Origin of the sequence: Rhizobium sp. Leaf371 (assembly GCF_001424045.1) — a bacterium.
In the GTDB taxonomy this organism is placed as follows: Bacteria; Pseudomonadota; Alphaproteobacteria; order Rhizobiales; family Rhizobiaceae; genus Ferranicluibacter.
Genome location: NZ_LMQB01000002.1, coordinates 39,371 through 55,414, shown reverse-complemented (window position 1 = coordinate 55,414; position 16,044 = coordinate 39,371). Strand labels below are relative to the sequence as shown.

Here is a 16,044-nt window from a genome sequence, read left to right as displayed (position 1 = left end):
TGAAGGGGGTATTGGATCACGAACCGACCTGTCGCTTTCGTGACGATACGGTCGATCTACTTTGCCGAGCGGCTCCAGCTCCGCCCCAATCTGCTTCTGGCCATTTGAATGATCGGATCATCGCGTCTATATGGGTCTTTAAGATACATCATAAAAGCGGCATTGGTGGAAATGGGATCTTTCGACTTCGTAACATTGTTCTTTCTTGTCGCCGCGGTGATCATTTTCATCCAGCTTCGCAGCGTGCTGGGCCGTCGGACTGGCAATGAACGCCCGCCGTCCGATCCCTTCTCCGCCCGCGAGCCTGTCGACAGTGCCGACCCGACAGGCAAGGTCGTGCAGCTGCCCCGCCGCGACACCGTCGTAGACGAAGCGGCGCGCTACGCCGCGATCGATGCCTTTGCCAAGCCCGAAACGCCGTTGAACGCCTCGCTACGCAAGATCGCCGATGCCGACACCGGCTTCGACCCGAAGACGTTCGTCAACGGTGCGCGCATGGCCTATGAAATGATCGTCATGGCTTTCGCGGATGGCGACCGGAAGACTTTGAAGTCGCTCCTGTCCAAGGAGGTCTATGACGGCTTCGAAGCGGCGATCGCCGATCGCGAGGCCAAGGGCGAAACCGTCAAGTCCACCTTCGTCGGCATCGAGAAGTCCGACATCGTGTCCGCCGATCTCAAGGATGGCGAAGCGATCGTCACCGTGCGCATTTTCAGCCAGCTGATCTCGGCGACCTTCGACGCGTCGGGCAAGCTGGTGGATGGCGATGCGGAAGCCGTTTCCGAGGTCAACGACCTCTGGACCTTCGCACGCGACACCCGCTCGCGCGATCCGAACTGGAAGCTGATCGCGACCGAATCCGAAAACTGAGATCCGGTGCGGTCTGTTTTCAAGCATGACGTCGCGGAAAGCGTGTCAGAGGGATAGGGATCGCCGATGGATTTCGTGCTCCGCAAGGTGTCTTTTTCGGACCTGCCCGGCTGGGCGGAGGACGATCCCTCGGCGCTCCTGCCGGCCATGCGCCGGTGCCGGCATCATGTCGAGACCGTCAAACCTTATCGGACGGGATCGCTCGGCATTTCCTCCGATGATCTCCTCCCCGCCTTCAAAGCGGCCGATGAGGTAGACGGTCGCGATGCCGCCTCGGTGCGAGCCTTCTTCGAGGAAAACTTTCAACCCTTCGCGATCGAGCGCCGCGATGGACAGCTGGGCTTCGTCACCGCCTTTTTCGAGCCGACGGTCGCCGTCAGCCGGGAGCGCACCGGCGACTATATTCATCCCTTCTATCGACGTCCGGACGACCTGGTGGATCTCGATGCGACCAACCGTCCGGCCTCGTTGGACGAGAGCTTCGCCTTCGCCCGCCGCGTAGGAGACCGGATCGAGGAATATCCCGACCGGAAGGCGATCGAAACCGGCTGCCTGGACGGGCGTGGGCTGGAGATCGCCTTTGCTCGCTCCAAGACGGATGTCTTTTTCGCTCATGTGCAGGGAGCGGCTCGCCTCCTCCTCTCCGACGGGTCCACTGAGCGCATAACCTATGCCGCAAAGAGCGGACACCCCTTCTCGGCCATCGGCAGGCTGTTGATCGATCGCGGTGCGATCGATGCGGCGACCGTGTCCATGCAGTCGATCAAGACCTGGCTCGATACCCATCCCGAAGAAGCCGACGCGGTGATGTGGCACAATCGCTCCTTCATCTTCTTTCGCGAGGCCGCCGTCGATGATCCCGTGCTCGGACCCGTCGCTGCCGCAAAGGTTCCGTTGCAAGCGGGACGCTCGCTCGCCGTCGATCGCCTCATCCATACCTTCGGCGTGCCGTTCTTCGTTGCGAGCGACAGTCTGACCCGCATCGACGCGGGACGACCCTTCCGCCGCCTGATGCTGGCACTCGATACCGGCACCGCCATCGTCGGGCCCGCGCGCGGCGACATCTTCACCGGCTCGGGCGACGAGGCCGGCGAGAGGGCGGGCGCGGTCCGCAATGCGGCGGACTTTTTCATCTTGATTCCGAAGGCGGCCGCGGCAAGATACGGCGCATGACGAGGAAGAAGACGCTTTCGAGCGAAGACCGCATTCTTTGGGGCAAGGTCGCCCGTTCGACCCGCGCGCTTCCCGGACGCATGGAACTGCTCGCCCTCTTCGAGGGAGAGGAACCCCCGCCGAAGCCCGCCGAACCCGTGCCGGTTCCCGCCGCGATCCGGGCGCGGGAGATGGCGCCCGCCGTCAAGGTCGAAACGCAGAAACGGCACCAGCCGCTCGAAAAGCCGGTCAAGCGAAAGCTCGCCAAGGGTCATCTCCCGATCGATGCCCGCATCGACCTTCACGGCATGGCACAGTCCGAAGCGCATGGTCTCCTGTTGCAGTTCCTGTCGCGGGCCCATGATCGCGGTTTGCGGCACGTGCTCGTCATCACCGGAAAGGGCACATCGATGGGCAGCGAAGGCGCCCTGAAGCGGGCGGTGCCGCTCTGGTTCTCGCTTCCCGATTTTCGCCCGCTGATTTCCTCCTTTGAGCCTGCGGCCCGCAATCATGGGGGCGAGGGCGCGCTCTATGTTCGGCTGTCGCGGCACGGCTTTTCGCGACACGGTTCCGGCCCCCTTGCATGACGGCCGTCGGTGAGAAGCCATGACACCTTTCGGCGAGGAGATGGTTCGCCTTCGGGCGGAGCGTGGGGTGACGCAGAAGCAGATGGCCCACGCGCTCAACGTGTCCGCCGCCTATCTCTCGGCGCTGGAGCACGGACGGCGCGGCACGCCGAGCTTCGATTTCCTCCAGCGGGTGGCCGGCTACTTCCACATCATCTGGGACGAGGCGGATGCTCTCTTTGCGCTGGCCGCCCAATCGAACCCCCGCGTCACCCTGGACACCGCAGGTCTCTCCCCTCGCCACACGATCCTCGCAAACCGGCTGGCAGCCCGCATCCGGCATCTCCCGGATCAGACGGTTGTGGATATCACGCAACTTTTGGACAATGCGCAGAAGGGTGCTAAAGATGGTTCCTGAACCCCTCTCCGGCGCCAGCGCTTTTTGATATGCCGCGGAAGCAGTGACGACAACCGATGAACCTATCCCTTCCGATTCCGCTTTCACCGGATCGATTTCCAGTCCGGTTTCAGGCCGCAACCCTCTGTCAGACTGTGGAAGCGAACCCTGAAATGCCTATATTCGAACGATTGCCAGCAAGCTGATTCGCCATCCCGGATGGCCGCATGGCCCGGATTCCAGCATGGCAAGCGTCGGAGACGACGCCGTAACAATGAAAGACCCGACCTCTATGACCGAACTGCCTGATGCTGCAACCGGCGCGAATGCCGAATATGGTGCCGATTCCATCAAGGTTCTGAAGGGTCTCGATGCTGTTCGCAAGCGCCCGGGCATGTATATCGGCGACACCGACGACGGCTCGGGTCTGCACCACATGGTCTACGAGGTCGTCGACAACGCGATCGACGAGGCGCTCGGCGGCTATGCCGACCTCGTGACGGTCACGCTGAACGCCGATGGCTCTGTGACGGTGACCGACAATGGTCGCGGCATTCCGACCGACATCCACAAGGAAGAGGGCGTTTCCGCGGCCGAGGTCATCATGACCCAGCTGCATGCCGGCGGCAAGTTCGACCAGAATTCCTACAAGGTCTCCGGTGGTCTCCATGGCGTCGGTGTGTCCGTCGTCAACGCGCTTTCCGTTTCGCTGAAGCTGAAGATCCGTCGGGCCAACAAGATCCACGAGATGAGCTTCACCCATGGCGTGGCCGATCGTCCGCTGCAGGTGACCGGCGACAGCGGTGGCCTGACGGGAACCGAAGTCACCTTCCTGCCGAGCACGGATACCTTCACCAAGGTCGAGTTCGACTATGGAACGCTGGAGCATCGCCTGCGCGAACTCGCCTTCCTCAATTCCGGCGTCCGCATCGTTCTGACCGACAAGCGTCACTCCGACATCAAGCAGGAAGAGATGATGTATGACGGCGGCCTCGAGGCTTTCGTCGTCTATCTCGACCGGGCCAAGAAGCCGCTGGTCACGCGACCCGTCTCCATCCGCGGCGAGAAGGACGGCATCACCGTCGAGGTCGCGATGTGGTGGAACGACAGCTACCACGAGAACATGCTCTGCTTCACCAACAACATTCCCCAGCGCGACGGCGGCACGCATATGGCCGGCTTTCGCGGCGCGCTGACGCGGCAGGTCACCTCCTATGCCGACCAGTCCGGCATCACCAAGCGGGAAAAGGTAACGCTGCAGGGCGAAGACTGCCGCGAAGGCCTGACCGCCGTCCTTTCCGTCAAGGTTCCCGATCCGAAGTTTTCCTCGCAGACCAAGGACAAGCTCGTCTCGTCCGAAGTGCGTCCCGTCGTCGAAAGTCTCGTCAACGAGGCGCTGAGCACCTGGTTCGAGGAGCATCCGGCCGACGCGAAGATCCTCGTCGGCAAGGTGGTGGAAGCCGCCGCCGCGCGCGAGGCTGCCCGCAAGGCGCGCGAACTGACCCGCCGCAAGGGTGCGCTGGACATCTCGTCCCTCCCGGGCAAGCTTGCCGACTGCTCGGAGCGCGACCCGTCCAAATCCGAACTCTTCCTCGTCGAAGGTGACTCCGCCGGTGGCTCCGCCAAGCAGGGGCGGTCGCGCGAGAACCAAGCGATCCTTCCCCTGCGCGGCAAAATCCTGAACGTCGAGCGCGCACGCTTCGACAAGATGCTGTCCAGCCAGGAAATCGGCACGCTGATCACCGCGCTTGGCACGTCCATCGGCAAGGACGAGTTCAACCCGGAAAAGCTGCGCTACCACAAGATCATCATCATGACGGACGCCGACGTCGACGGCGCCCACATCAGGACGCTGCTGCTCACCTTCTTCTTCCGCCAGATGCCGGAACTGATCGAGCGCGGCCACCTCTACATCGCCCAGCCGCCGCTCTACAAAGTCACGCGCGGCAAGTCGGCGCAGTATCTGAAGGACGAGAAGGCTTTCGAGGAATATCTGATCTCGATGGGCCTGGAAGAAGCCCGCCTGGAGCTTGGCTCCGGGGAAGTACGGGCCGGGCAGGATCTGCGCGAGGTCATCACCGATGCGCTGCGCCTGCGCACGCTCGTCGAAGGGCTGCATTCCCGCTACAGCCGCTCGGTCGTCGAGCAGGCCGCCATCGCCGGCGCGCTCAATCCGGAACGCCTGCGCGACGACGGGAAGTCAGCGGTCATCGCGCGCGAACTGGCCGAGCGGCTCGATCTCATCGCCGAGGAAACCGAGCGCGGCTGGAGCGCCGAGATCGCCGGCGATGGCGGGCTGCGGCTCGAGCGCATGGTCCGCGGCGTCAAGGAACTGGCCTTCCTCGACATGGCGCTGATCGCGTCCCAGGATGCCCGGCTGATCGACCAGCTGAACACCAAGCTCCACGATATCTATGCCGTGCCGCCGGTGCTGCGACGCAAGGAGGGCACGCAGGAAATTAGCGGCCCCCGCGCGCTGCTCGACGCCATCTTTGCCAGCGGCCGCAAGGGTCTTTCCATGCAGCGCTACAAGGGTCTCGGCGAAATGAATGCCGAACAGCTCTGGGAAACGACGCTCGATCCGAACGTTCGGTCGCTGCTGCAGGTCCGCGTCAACGATGCGACCGACGCCGACAGCCTGTTCTCCCGCCTGATGGGAGACGAAGTCGAGCCGCGCCGCGACTTCATCCAGGAGAACGCGCTGAACGTGGCGAACCTCGATATCTGACGGACGTCATTGTCGGACATTCACATCAAAAAGCCCTCGCAACCCTTCGGCTGCGAGGGCTTTCTTATGTCGGTCCCGTGCTGTGATCAGTCGGCCTTGAAGCTGCCGTTGAAGGCGAGTTCGGACAGCGGACGACGGGGGCTCGGGGTCTCCCGGGCCTGCAGGCCTTCCGGCAGCACGGACTTGTCGCCGACCCGGCCGATCGCGATGGCGGCTTCGACGCGATAACCCTCGGGAATGCCGAGGATCTCTGTTGCCTTGTCGAAATGAATCCCCGTCATGCCATGCGCCTGATACCCGAGCAGCGTCGCCTGGTGGGCGATGGCGCCCCAGGCTGCGCCCGCGTCGAAGCTATGGCTGTAGGAAGGCTTGGATTCGGTCGAGCCCGGTGCCGTAAAATGCGTCTTCGAGATGATGATCGCGATGGCGGATGCGGATTTCGCCCAGCTCTGGTTGAAATCGTTGAGGATCGGCAACAGTGTGTCCCATTCCGGCGTTCCGCGGAGCGCATAGGAGAAACGCCAGGGCTGCGAATTGAAGGCGGAGGGTGCCCAGCGTCCGGCCTCCAGGATCGTCAGGAGTTCCGCCTCCCCCATGCTCTCGTCCTTGAAGGCGCGGGGCGACCAGCGGTCGAGAAAGCTGGCTTCGATCGGAAAATCGGCCTGTCGGAAATTGCTCGATGTGGTCATGGTTCTGGTCCTTGATGTGTCGGCCGCTGAGCCAGCGGTGCCGATGGGAAAGCGCGGGCGTGCGAGGGAGCGCGCACGACACCATCTAGTAAGTCCATATCATCGCCGACAAGATGCTTTCGGCGAATAGAGTGTCTTTGCCATGGAGACGTTGGCGATATGCCCTATGTGGTTTTTTAGGACACAAGAAGGAGATGCGCGTGCCGGCACCGGTCAACCACTTCAAGGCGGCCTTGCGCGAGCGGCGCTTCCAACTCGGGTTCTGGGTGGCGCTGGCCAGTCCCTATGCCGCCGAGATCCTGTCCGGCAGCGGTTATGGCTGGCTCCTCATCGACGGCGAACATGCACCGAACGATTTTCCGTTGCTCGCAGCGCAGGTCCAGGCGCTGAACGGCTCGCAGAGCCACCCGATCGTGCGGTTGCCGGTGGGCGAGACATGGATGATTAAGCAGATCCTCGATGCGGGCGCGCAGACCATCATGATCCCCATGGTGGAGACGGTGGAGGAGGCCGAGCGGCTCGTCCGCGCGGTCCGCTATCCGCCGCGGGGCGATCGCGGCGTGGGTGCGGCCCTCGGGCGCGCCTCGGCTTTCAGCCGCATCGAGGATTATCTGGAAACGGCGGAGCGCGAAATCTGCCTGATCGTCCAGATCGAGAGCCGGGCCGGTCTCAAGATGCTCGATGAGATCGCTGCGGTGGATGGCGTCGATGGCCTGTTCATCGGCCCGTCCGATCTGGCAGCCGATATGGGGCTCCTCGGCCAGCCCGGTCATGCCGACGTCACGGAGGCCATTCGCGATGCGTTCGGGCGCATCGCCCGCGCCGGCAAGGCCGCGGGCATCATGACGCTGAACCTCGATCAGGCGAAACTCTATCGCGATCTCGGCGCAGACTTCATGGCGATCGGCGCGGATGTCACGACGCTCGCGCAAGCAACGACCCGTCTCCGCCTGCAATATCAAGGCGATGAAACGTCCCAGCCGACAGGAGCGTCAGGCTATTGAGGCGTATTATCGACTTGTCAATTCCTACGGGCGCACACTCCCCTCGCAGAACGATTGTCTATTTCAATGGCGGATGAAGAGACCGCCATAGAACAGCCTCACACTGGCCTCACCTGATACTCTAGAGAACTTGCCGCATTGCACAATAAAGCGTAGCCTGAAATATTGACAGAGAAGTGAGCGGAGACCTCACGCCAGACATCGTCTCCTCTCATGGTAAAAGGAGTTTGCATCCAATGTTTTACCAGTTCTACGAATTGAACCACGCGATCATGGCGCCCTGGCGAGCCGCAGCCGACGCCATGCGTCTGGCCTATAGCAATCCCCTCAATCCGCTGTCGCAAACCTATCTCGGCCGAACGGCCGCAGCGGGCCTCGAAGTCTTCGAGCGCTCGACCCGCCGTTACGGCAAGCCCGAATTCGGCCTTGACGAAACGATCATCGACAATCGGCCGATCTCGATCGACCAGAAGATCGTCTGGCGGCAGCCTTTCTGCAATCTCATCCATTTCGAGCGCGTCCTTGAGAAACCGGCCCGGTCCGATCCGCGCGTCCTGATCGTCGCTCCGATGTCCGGCCACTACGCCACGCTTCTGCGCGGCACAGTGGAAGCGCTGCTGCCCACATCCGATGTCTACATCACGGACTGGATCGACGCCCGCATGGTGCCTCTGACGGAAGGCACGTTCGACCTCGACGACTATATCGAATACGTCATCGAGATCCTGCATTTCCTGGGCCCCGATACGCATGTCATCGCGGTCTGCCAGCCCGCCGTTCCGGTTCTGGCCGCGGCGGCGATCATGGAAGCGAGAGGCGATCTCCTGTCGCCGGCTTCCATGACGCTGATGGGCGGCCCGATCGACACGCGGATCAACCCGACGGCCGTCAACAAGCTTGCCAAGGACAAGCCGATCGAATGGTTCCGCGACAATGTCGTAATGCCCGTGCCCTTCCCGCAGCCCGGTTTCATGCGGCCGGTCTATCCCGGCTTCCTGCAGCTTTCCGGCTTCATGTCGATGAATCTCGATCGACACATCAATGCCCAGAAGGAATTCTTCGACCATCTCGTCAAGCATGACGGCGATGCGGCCGAGAAGCATCGGGAGTTCTACGACGAATACCTCGCCGTAATGGACCTGACCGCCGAATTCTATCTGCAGACCGTCGATGTCGTGTTCATGCAGCACGCGCTGCCGAAAGGCGAGATGATGCATCGCGGCGAGCGGGTCGATACGAACGCGATCCGCAAGGTGGCCCTTCTGACGGTCGAGGGCGAAAACGACGACATTTCCGGCGCCGGTCAGACGGAAGCGGCCCAGACGATCTGTGCCAATATTCCCGACCATATGCGGATGCATTACGTGCAGCCGGACGTCGGCCATTACGGCGTTTTCAACGGATCGCGCTTCCGCCGCGAGATCGCTCCGCGCATCACGGCTTTCCAGCGCGAGCACGGCCACAAGACGGCCTCCGTCAAGGTCATCAGAGGCGGAAAAACCGGATAACCCCCGCAAAAGCGAATCAAACATCGAAAAATCATGAGATCGGGCAAGCATTTGCCCGATTTCGATTCGTTTTGTCTTGTGAAGGAATGTCGCTATTCCCACATCGACGTCAGCGGGTTCGACGACCGAACCCTCCATTGACGAGGACTAAACTCCATGAATCAGAATGCCTTGATCCGTCCTGACTGGACGCCCGCAACCATTGCGTTGATGGTTCTCGGCTTCGTCGTCTTCTGGCCGCTCGGCCTTGCCATGCTGGCCTACATCCTGTTCGGCGAACGCCTGAAATCCTTCAAGCGCGACGCGAATGCCTCTGTCGACACGGTCTTTTCCACGTTCAGGGGCAGCTTTGGTGGCCTTCGCAGGAGTGGTTTCACGCGCGGTACCTACCGTGCAGGCGATACCGGCAACGTCGCTTTCGACGACTGGCGCGAAGCGGAACTGACGCGTCTCGATGAAGAACGCCGCCGCCTGGACGACATGCGCGAAGATTTCGACGCCTATGTCCGCGAACTGCGCCGTGCCAAGGACCAGGACGATTTCGACCGCTTCATGCGCGAGCGCGACAAACCGTCGAACGGTCCGGTCACCGGTTACACCGGCAACTGATCCATCAAGCGCCGTGTCACGCAACGGCCCTCGACACCCCAAGGCCGGCCTCCCTCAAGCAGGAAGGCCGGCTTTTTCATGCCGCGCCTGCGGCGCAAAGCCCGCGAATCATCTATCAGGAACGTCATGTTTCCTCTGCTGCTGAATCCCGTTCGCCGCAAGAAGCCGGTCGCACCTGTCCGGCCGGCGACAAAGACCGTGGTGAAGACGTTGATCGTCGATGAGCGGCCGGTTCCGTTGACCATCCGGCAGAACCCGCGTGCGACACGCATGACCCTGCGCATCGAGCCCGGTGGCCGGGCCTTGAAGATGACCATCCCCGAAGGGCTGCCCGAGCGCGAAATCACCCAGTTTCTCGATCGTCATCAGGCTTGGCTCTCAAGTCGGCTCGCACGCTTTTCCGGCGAAAGCGTGCTGGAGGAAGGCGGCATGATCTTCGTGCGCGGCATCGCCCACCGTATCGAACGGACGGGGCGCCTGCGCGGCGTCACGGAAAGCGCCGTGGTCGAGGATGAGCCCGTGCTCCGGGTCAGCGGTGCGCCCGAGCATCTCGGCCGCCGCATCGCCGATTTCCTGAAGAAGGAAGCCCGCAAGGACCTGGAGCGTCTGGCGCCCGCGCATGCGTTAACCGTCGGGCGGCGGATCAAGTCGATGACGCTGCGCGACACGCGAAGCCGCTGGGGCTCCTGCGCGGTGGATGGCGCGCTGAATTTCTCCTGGCGCATCGTCATGGCGCCGCCCTATGTCATCGATTATCTCGCCGCCCATGAGGTCGCCCACCTCAAGGAAATGAACCACGGCCCGAACTTCTGGGCGCTCTGCGAACGGCTCTGCCCCCGCACCCCGGACGCCCGTCACTGGCTGAAGCGTAACGGGACGCTTCTTCACGCCATCGACTTCACCTGATCGCGGCCTGCGACACAGGCGCGAGCCCTTGTTTTGGCTCGACTCGCAGGCCGATTCATGCAAATGCGATGCCGTATGACCATCGATGTCAAGATCTGCGGATTGAAGACCGCCGAGGCCGTCGACAAGGCGGTTGCCTTGGGCGCGAACCATGTCGGCTTCATCTTCTTTGATAAGAGCCCGCGCAATATCGAGCCGGACGATGCCGCGCGGCTTGCCGACCGGATTCGCGGTCGCGCGAAGATCGTTGCCGTAGCGGTCGATGCGGACAACGACACGCTGGACGAAATCGTCTCGTCGCTCGACCCCGACATTCTTCAGCTCCACGGTCACGAGACGGCCGCGCGCACGCTGGACATCCGTGCCATTTACGGTCGCCCGGTCATGAAGGCGTTTTCGGTGCGCGAAGCCGAGGATCTGCGTGCGGTCGATGCTTATATCGGCATTGCCGATCGCTTCCTGTTCGATGCCAAAGCGCCAAAGGGCTCCGAGATCCCGGGCGGCAACGGCGTATCGTTCGACTGGACGCTCCTCGATGCGCTTGACGCCGAGGTGGATTACATGCTTTCCGGCGGCCTCAACGCCGGAAATATCCGCGAGGCCCTGGAGAAGACAGGCACGCGCGCGATCGACATCTCCTCCGGAGTGGAGCGCGCGCCCGGCGTCAAGGATCTCAGGCGGATGGAAGAGTTTTTCGATGCCGTTGCTGAGGCTCGTGCAGAGCCTTTCCGGTTAAGGAGCACGACGTGAATCAGACCCCTTTACCCAATTCCTTCCGTTCCGGTCCCGATGAGGACGGCCGCTTCGGCATTTTCGGCGGTCGCTTCGTTGCGGAAACGCTGATGCCGCTGATCCTCGAGCTTGAAGCCGAGTGGGAGAAGGCCAAGACCGATCCTGCCTTCAAGGCAGAGCTCGAACATCTCAACACGCACTACACCGGCCGTCCGAGCCCGCTCTATTTTGCCGAGCGGCTGACGGAAGAGCTGGGTGGCGCGAAGGTCTACTTCAAGCGCGACGAGCTCAACCACACCGGTTCGCACAAGATCAACAATTGCCTTGGCCAGATCCTGCTTGCCAAGCGCATGGGCAAGACGCGCATCATCGCGGAAACCGGTGCCGGCCAGCATGGCGTGGCGACCGCGACCGTTGCCGCCCGCTTCGGCCTGCCCTGCGTCGTCTATATGGGCGCGACCGATGTCGAGCGTCAGTCGCCGAACGTCTTCCGCATGAAGCTGCTCGGCGCGGAAGTCCGTCCCGTCACGGCCGGCCACGGCACGCTGAAGGACGCCATGAACGAGGCCCTGCGCGATTGGGTCACCAATGTGGACGATACCTATTACCTGATCGGCACCGCTGCAGGCCCGCATCCCTATCCGGAGATGGTGCGCGACTTCCAGTCGGTCATCGGCCGGGAAACGCGCGAGCAGATGATGGCGATGGAAGGCCGTCTGCCGGACATGCTGGTTGCCGCCGTCGGCGGCGGCTCCAACGCCATCGGCCTCTTCCATCCTTTCCTCGACGATGCCAGCGTCAAGATCGTCGGCGTGGAAGCCGGCGGCAAGGGTCTCGACGGCGAGGAGCATTGCGCCTCGCTGACGGCAGGCTCCCCGGGCGTCCTGCACGGCAACCGGACCTATCTGCTGCAGGACAAGGACGGGCAGATCAAGGAAGGCCATTCCATCTCGGCCGGCCTCGATTATCCCGGGATCGGCCCCGAACATTCCTGGCTGAAGGATGCCGGCCGTGTCGAATATGTGCCGATCATGGACCATGAGGCGCTCGAAGCCTTCCAGCTTCTGACTCGTGTCGAAGGCATCATTCCCGCGCTGGAACCGAGCCATGCGCTCGCCGAGGTCATCAAGCGGGCGCCGACGATGGACAAGGACCAGATCATCGTGATGAACCTCTGCGGACGCGGCGACAAGGATATCTTCACCGTCGGCAAGCTGCTCGGATTGGAACTGTAAGAACATGAGCGCACGTTTCGACAGGACCTTCGCCAAGGCTGCCGCCGAGCGCCGTCCGGTGCTCGTCACTTACATCATGGGGGGCGATCCGGATTTCGACACGTCGCTGTCGATCATGAAGGCGCTGCCGTCTGCCGGCTCCGACATCATCGAGCTCGGCATGCCCTTCTCCGACCCGATGGCCGATGGCCCGGCAATCCAGCTTGCCGGCCAGCGCGCCCTTGCCGGTGGCCAGACGCTCGAAAAGACGCTGGAACTGTCCCGGCAGTTCCGCAAGACCGACACCGACACGCCCGTCGTCATGATGGGCTACTACAATCCCATCTACATCTACGGCGTCGATCGCTTCTTGGAAAACGCTCTTGCCGCCGGTATCGACGGGCTGATCGTCGTCGATCTGCCGCCGGAAATGGACGACGAGCTTTGCCTGCCCGCGCTTGCGAAGGGCATCAGCTTCATTCGGCTGGCGACACCGACCACGGACGGCCGCCGCCTGCCCAAAGTTCTCGAAAACACCTCGGGCTTCGTCTATTACGTCTCCATGAACGGTATCACGGGCTCGGCTCTGCCGGAGCCGGCTTTGGTCGGCGGGGCCGTGGCGCGCATCAAGGAGCACACCAGCCTGCCCGTCTGCGTCGGCTTCGGCGTCAAGACCGCCGAGCACGCGCGCGCCATCGGTGCGTCGGCCGACGGGGTGGTCGTCGGCACCGTCATCATCAATCAGGTCGCTTCCAGCCTCACCGAAGACGGTCAGGCCACGGGCGCGACCGTTCCGGGCGTCGAGGCTCTGGTTCGCGGCCTTTCGGCCGGCGTCCGCGCCGCACGTCTTGCCGCAGCCGAATAATCGCCCACATTCAGGGCAATGACAGGCTGAACGATTTCAGGAGTTTCATGTGAACTGGATTACCAACTACGTTCGCCCGAAGATCAATTCGATGCTCGGCCGCCGCGAGGTTCCGGAAAACCTCTGGATCAAGTGCCCGGAAACGGGCGAGATGGTGTTCCACCGCGATCTCGAAGAAAACAAATGGGTCATTCCCGCCTCCGGCTTCCACATGAAGATGCCGGCCAAGGCGCGTCTGAAGGATCTGTTCGACGCGGGCGTCTACGAGACGCTGCCGCAGCCGAAGGTGGCGCAGGATCCGCTGAAGTTCCGCGACTCGAAGAAATACACCGACCGCCTGCGCGACAGCCGGGCGAAGACCGAGATGGAGGATACGATCCTTGCCGGTGTCGGCACCGTCGAGGGTCTGAAGCTCGTGGCCGTCGTCCACGAATTCGCCTTCATGGGCGGCTCTCTCGGCATCGCCGCCGGCGAGGCGATCATCAAGGCCTTCGAGCGTGCCATCGCGGAAAAATGCCCGCTGGTCATCTTCCCGGCCTCCGGCGGCGCCCGCATGCAGGAAGGCATCCTCTCGCTCATGCAGCTGCCGCGCACGACGGTCGCCGTGCAGATGCTGAAGGAGGCGGGCCTCCCCTATATCGTCGTCCTCACCAACCCGACCACGGGCGGCGTCACGGCTTCCTATGCCATGCTGGGCGATCTGCATCTTGCGGAGCCGGGTGCCGAGATCTGTTTTGCCGGCAAGCGCGTCATCGAGCAGACCATCCGCGAAAAGCTTCCCGAGGGTTTCCAGACGTCGGAATATCTCATGGATCACGGCATGATCGACATGGTCATCAAGCGGCATGATATCCCTTCGACGCTCGCACGCGTGCTGAAGATCATGCTCAAGAAGCCGGTCGATGCCGTGAAGCGTCCCGTCGAGCCGGAGGTCGTGGTTCCCGCGGCCGCCGTGCCGGTCGCGGCCAGCGTCTAGTCTCGCGATGACGGTCGAGGCGAGCGAAGCCACGCAGGAGATCGACAAGCTCCTTGCCCTCCATCCCAAAGGCTTCGATCTGTCGCTGGAGCGCGTCACCCGGCTCCTCGACCGGCTTGGCAATCCGCAGGAGCGCTTGCCGCCGGTCCTTCACGTGGCAGGCACCAACGGCAAGGGGTCGGTTTCGGCCTTCTCGCGGGCGATCCTTGAAGCGGCCGGTCTTTCGGTCCATGTTCACACCTCTCCGCATCTGGTCACCTGGCACGAGCGCTACCGGCTCGGCGTTCGGGGCGGACGCGGTCAATACGCGACGGACCCGGTGCTCGCAGATGCCGTTCGTCGTGTGGCGGCCGCCAATCGCGGTGAGACGATCACGGTCTTCGAGATCCTGACCGCCGTAACCTTCGTTCTCTTCTCCGAGCATCCGGCCGATGTCGCCATCATCGAGGTCGGTCTCGGCGGACGCTTCGACGCGACCAATGTCATCAAGACGCCAGCCGTTTCCACGATCATGCCGATCTCGCTCGATCATCAGGCCTATCTCGGGGATCGGGTCGAACTCATTGCCGCCGAAAAGGCGGGGATCATGAAACGTGGCTGTCCTGTTGTCATCGGGCAGCAGGAGGAGGAGGCCGCGCGCGACGTGCTGGTGGCCACCGCCGAGCGCCTGCGATGCCCCGTGTCCGTCTACGGACAGGATTTTCTCGCCCATGAGGAGTTCGGCCGGCTGATCTATCAGGATGATGACGGGCTGATCGACCTGCCGCTGCCGCGTCTTCCCGGCCGGCATCAATACGCCAATGCCGCCGCGGCGATCCGCACGGTTCGTGCTGCCGGTTTCGATCCAGCCGACGCGGCGATCGAGACCGGCCTGACGACGGTCGAATGGCCGGGCCGCCTGCAGCGGCTGACGAGCGGACGGCTGGCGGATCACGCCCCCAAGCGCGCCGAGATCTGGGTCGATGGCGGGCACAATCCGGGTGCCGGCAAGGTGATCGCCGAGACGATGGCAAATCTGGAGGAACGCGACCCGCGACCCCTGTTTCTCATCATCGGCATGATCAACACGAAGGATCCCGCCGGCTATTTCCAGGCCTTTTCCGGCCTTGCCGAACAGGTCTTCACGGTGCCCATCCGGGGCTCGGATGTCGGCATCGATCCGGTCGCGCTGGCGCAGGATGCGGCAGCGCAGGGTTTTGAGGCCGAGCCCGTCTCGTCGGTCACGGAAGCGCTGTCGATCCTATCGGCCGTGTTCGAGGACCAGCCGGTCCCGCCACGCATTCTGATCGGCGGATCGCTCTACCTTGTCGGCAACGTTCTGGCCGATAACGGGACACCGCCGCGATAAACGACGTCAACGAAGAAACGATATGAAAAAACCCGGCTGCGAGGCCGGGTTTTCCAATTCTCATATCCGATAAAGCGGAGATTTAAGCGGCCGCGTTGGAGATCCAGGAGGTCAGCGCGGTCTTCGGCGCTGCACCCACCTTGATGTCGGCGACTTCGCCGGCCTTGAAGAGCGCGAGCGTCGGAATCGAGCGGACGCCGTACTGCGCGGCAATTTCCGGGTTCTCATCGATGTTGATCTTGGCGACCTTCACCTTGCCGGCCATCTCGTTGGAGATTTCCTCGAGGCTCGGTGCGATCATCTTGCACGGGCCGCACCATTCGGCCCAGAAATCGACGATGACCGGCTCCTGTGCATTGAGAACTTCATCCTGAAAATTGGATGTATCGACTTTCACGGTCGCCATGATGCGCTCCTGGTTTCTATGGTGCGGAGGACCCGCAGGGCATGGTCAGGATGTGATGATCCAGACCCTGAATT

At 62.7% G+C, this 16,044-nt stretch carries 15 protein-coding genes and 1 pseudogene; 14 read left to right on the top strand and 2 right to left on the bottom strand.

Annotation, left to right across the window (positions count from 1 at the left end; all coding sequences use genetic code 11):
• Positions 1-171 precede the first annotated feature (171 nt).
• The 5 genes from ASG39_RS04990 to gyrB all read left to right on the top strand — a co-directional run bounded on the left by ASG39_RS04990 (position 172) and on the right by gyrB (position 5,713).
• Positions 172-870, top strand: coding sequence for a Tim44/TimA family putative adaptor protein (locus tag ASG39_RS04990; RefSeq protein WP_062593542.1), 699 nt, complete (start codon positions 172-174; stop codon positions 868-870).
• Positions 871-936: 66 nt separating this feature from the next.
• Positions 937-2,043, top strand: a complete 1,107-nt coding sequence (locus ASG39_RS04985) for a murein transglycosylase A (RefSeq protein ID WP_062593540.1) — start codon at positions 937-939, stop codon at positions 2,041-2,043.
• Positions 2,040-2,609 carry a Smr/MutS family protein gene (locus ASG39_RS04980; protein ID WP_062593538.1) on the top strand — a complete coding sequence of 190 codons (570 nt, stop codon included), beginning with the start codon at positions 2,040-2,042 and terminating at the stop codon, positions 2,607-2,609. Before ASG39_RS04985 ends, ASG39_RS04980 begins: the two co-directional genes overlap by 4 nt.
• A gap of 19 nt (positions 2,610-2,628) precedes the next feature.
• Complete coding sequence (locus ASG39_RS04975) at positions 2,629-3,006, top strand: helix-turn-helix domain-containing protein (protein WP_062593535.1); 378 nt, start codon at positions 2,629-2,631, stop codon at positions 3,004-3,006.
• Between the two features lie 271 nt (positions 3,007-3,277).
• The gene (gene gyrB, locus ASG39_RS04970; protein ID WP_062593533.1) at positions 3,278-5,713 is read left to right on the top strand and encodes a DNA topoisomerase (ATP-hydrolyzing) subunit B; all 2,436 of its coding nucleotides are present in this window, start codon (positions 3,278-3,280) and stop codon (positions 5,711-5,713) included.
• An 86-nt stretch (positions 5,714-5,799) separates the two neighbouring features.
• Here gyrB and ASG39_RS04965 read toward each other — a convergent pair whose 3' ends face one another.
• Complete coding sequence (locus ASG39_RS04965; protein ID WP_062593531.1) at positions 5,800-6,402, bottom strand: nitroreductase family protein; 603 nt, start codon at positions 6,400-6,402, stop codon at positions 5,800-5,802.
• Between the two features lie 200 nt (positions 6,403-6,602).
• Between ASG39_RS04965 and ASG39_RS04960 the strand changes: the two genes are divergently transcribed.
• The 9 genes from ASG39_RS04960 to ASG39_RS04920 all read left to right on the top strand — a co-directional run bounded on the left by ASG39_RS04960 (position 6,603) and on the right by ASG39_RS04920 (position 15,564).
• On the top strand, positions 6,603-7,406 hold the full coding sequence (locus ASG39_RS04960) for an HpcH/HpaI aldolase/citrate lyase family protein (protein ID WP_062593692.1): 804 nt from the start codon (positions 6,603-6,605) through the stop codon (positions 7,404-7,406).
• 236 nt (positions 7,407-7,642) lie between these two features.
• Positions 7,643-8,914, top strand: a complete 1,272-nt coding sequence (gene phaZ / locus ASG39_RS04955) for a polyhydroxyalkanoate depolymerase (protein WP_062593530.1) — start codon at positions 7,643-7,645, stop codon at positions 8,912-8,914.
• Positions 8,915-9,070: 156 nt separating this feature from the next.
• Entirely contained in the window at positions 9,071-9,523 is a 453-nt protein-coding gene (locus ASG39_RS04950) for a DUF2852 domain-containing protein (RefSeq protein ID WP_062593528.1), read from the top strand.
• Positions 9,524-9,649: 126 nt separating this feature from the next.
• Complete coding sequence (locus ASG39_RS04945; RefSeq protein WP_062593690.1) at positions 9,650-10,429, top strand: M48 family metallopeptidase; 780 nt, start codon at positions 9,650-9,652, stop codon at positions 10,427-10,429.
• A gap of 75 nt (positions 10,430-10,504) precedes the next feature.
• Positions 10,505-11,179: a phosphoribosylanthranilate isomerase gene (locus tag ASG39_RS04940; protein ID WP_062593526.1), complete on the top strand. Its 675-nt coding sequence runs from the start codon at positions 10,505-10,507 to the stop codon at positions 11,177-11,179.
• Complete coding sequence (gene trpB / locus ASG39_RS04935; RefSeq protein ID WP_062593525.1) at positions 11,176-12,396, top strand: tryptophan synthase subunit beta; 1,221 nt, start codon at positions 11,176-11,178, stop codon at positions 12,394-12,396. The genes ASG39_RS04940 and trpB overlap by 4 nt, the downstream gene beginning before the upstream one ends.
• A 4-nt stretch (positions 12,397-12,400) precedes the next feature.
• On the top strand, positions 12,401-13,240 hold the full coding sequence (trpA, locus tag ASG39_RS04930) for a tryptophan synthase subunit alpha (protein ID WP_062593523.1): 840 nt from the start codon (positions 12,401-12,403) through the stop codon (positions 13,238-13,240).
• A 49-nt stretch (positions 13,241-13,289) separates the two neighbouring features.
• Positions 13,290-14,216 (top strand): acetyl-CoA carboxylase, carboxyltransferase subunit beta, encoded by a 927-nt coding sequence (gene accD / locus ASG39_RS04925; RefSeq protein ID WP_062593521.1) that lies wholly within the window; start codon positions 13,290-13,292, stop codon positions 14,214-14,216.
• A 7-nt stretch (positions 14,217-14,223) separates the two neighbouring features.
• Entirely contained in the window at positions 14,224-15,564 is a 1,341-nt protein-coding gene (locus ASG39_RS04920) for a folylpolyglutamate synthase/dihydrofolate synthase family protein (protein WP_062593519.1), read from the top strand.
• 82 nt (positions 15,565-15,646) lie between these two features.
• On the opposite strand, the pseudogene trxA reads toward ASG39_RS04920, so the two are convergent.
• Positions 15,647-15,976, bottom strand: a pseudogene (trxA, locus tag ASG39_RS04915) (thioredoxin); the annotation flags it as partial.
• Between the last annotated feature and the right edge of the window lie 68 nt (positions 15,977-16,044).

Bases quoted from the DNA above. Each gene is read 5' to 3' on its own strand.
- ASG39_RS04990 (WP_062593542.1), top strand. From the start codon at position 172: ATGGGATCTTTCGACTTCGTAACATTGTTCTTTCTTGTCGCCGCGGTG.
- ASG39_RS04985 (WP_062593540.1), top strand. From the start codon at position 937: ATGGATTTCGTGCTCCGCAAGGTGTCTTTTTCGGACCTGCCCGGCTGG.
- ASG39_RS04980 (WP_062593538.1), top strand. From the start codon at position 2,040: ATGACGAGGAAGAAGACGCTTTCGAGCGAAGACCGCATTCTTTGGGGC.
- ASG39_RS04975 (WP_062593535.1), top strand. From the start codon at position 2,629: ATGACACCTTTCGGCGAGGAGATGGTTCGCCTTCGGGCGGAGCGTGGG.
- gyrB (WP_062593533.1), top strand. From the start codon at position 3,278: ATGACCGAACTGCCTGATGCTGCAACCGGCGCGAATGCCGAATATGGT.
- ASG39_RS04965 (WP_062593531.1), bottom strand. From the start codon at position 6,402: ATGACCACATCGAGCAATTTCCGACAGGCCGATTTTCCGATCGAAGCC.
- phaZ (WP_062593530.1), top strand. From the start codon at position 7,643: ATGTTTTACCAGTTCTACGAATTGAACCACGCGATCATGGCGCCCTGG.
- ASG39_RS04950 (WP_062593528.1), top strand. From the start codon at position 9,071: ATGAATCAGAATGCCTTGATCCGTCCTGACTGGACGCCCGCAACCATT.
- ASG39_RS04945 (WP_062593690.1), top strand. From the start codon at position 9,650: ATGTTTCCTCTGCTGCTGAATCCCGTTCGCCGCAAGAAGCCGGTCGCA.
- ASG39_RS04940 (WP_062593526.1), top strand. From the start codon at position 10,505: ATGACCATCGATGTCAAGATCTGCGGATTGAAGACCGCCGAGGCCGTC.
- trpA (WP_062593523.1), top strand. From the start codon at position 12,401: ATGAGCGCACGTTTCGACAGGACCTTCGCCAAGGCTGCCGCCGAGCGC.
- ASG39_RS04920 (WP_062593519.1), top strand. From the start codon at position 14,224: ATGACGGTCGAGGCGAGCGAAGCCACGCAGGAGATCGACAAGCTCCTT.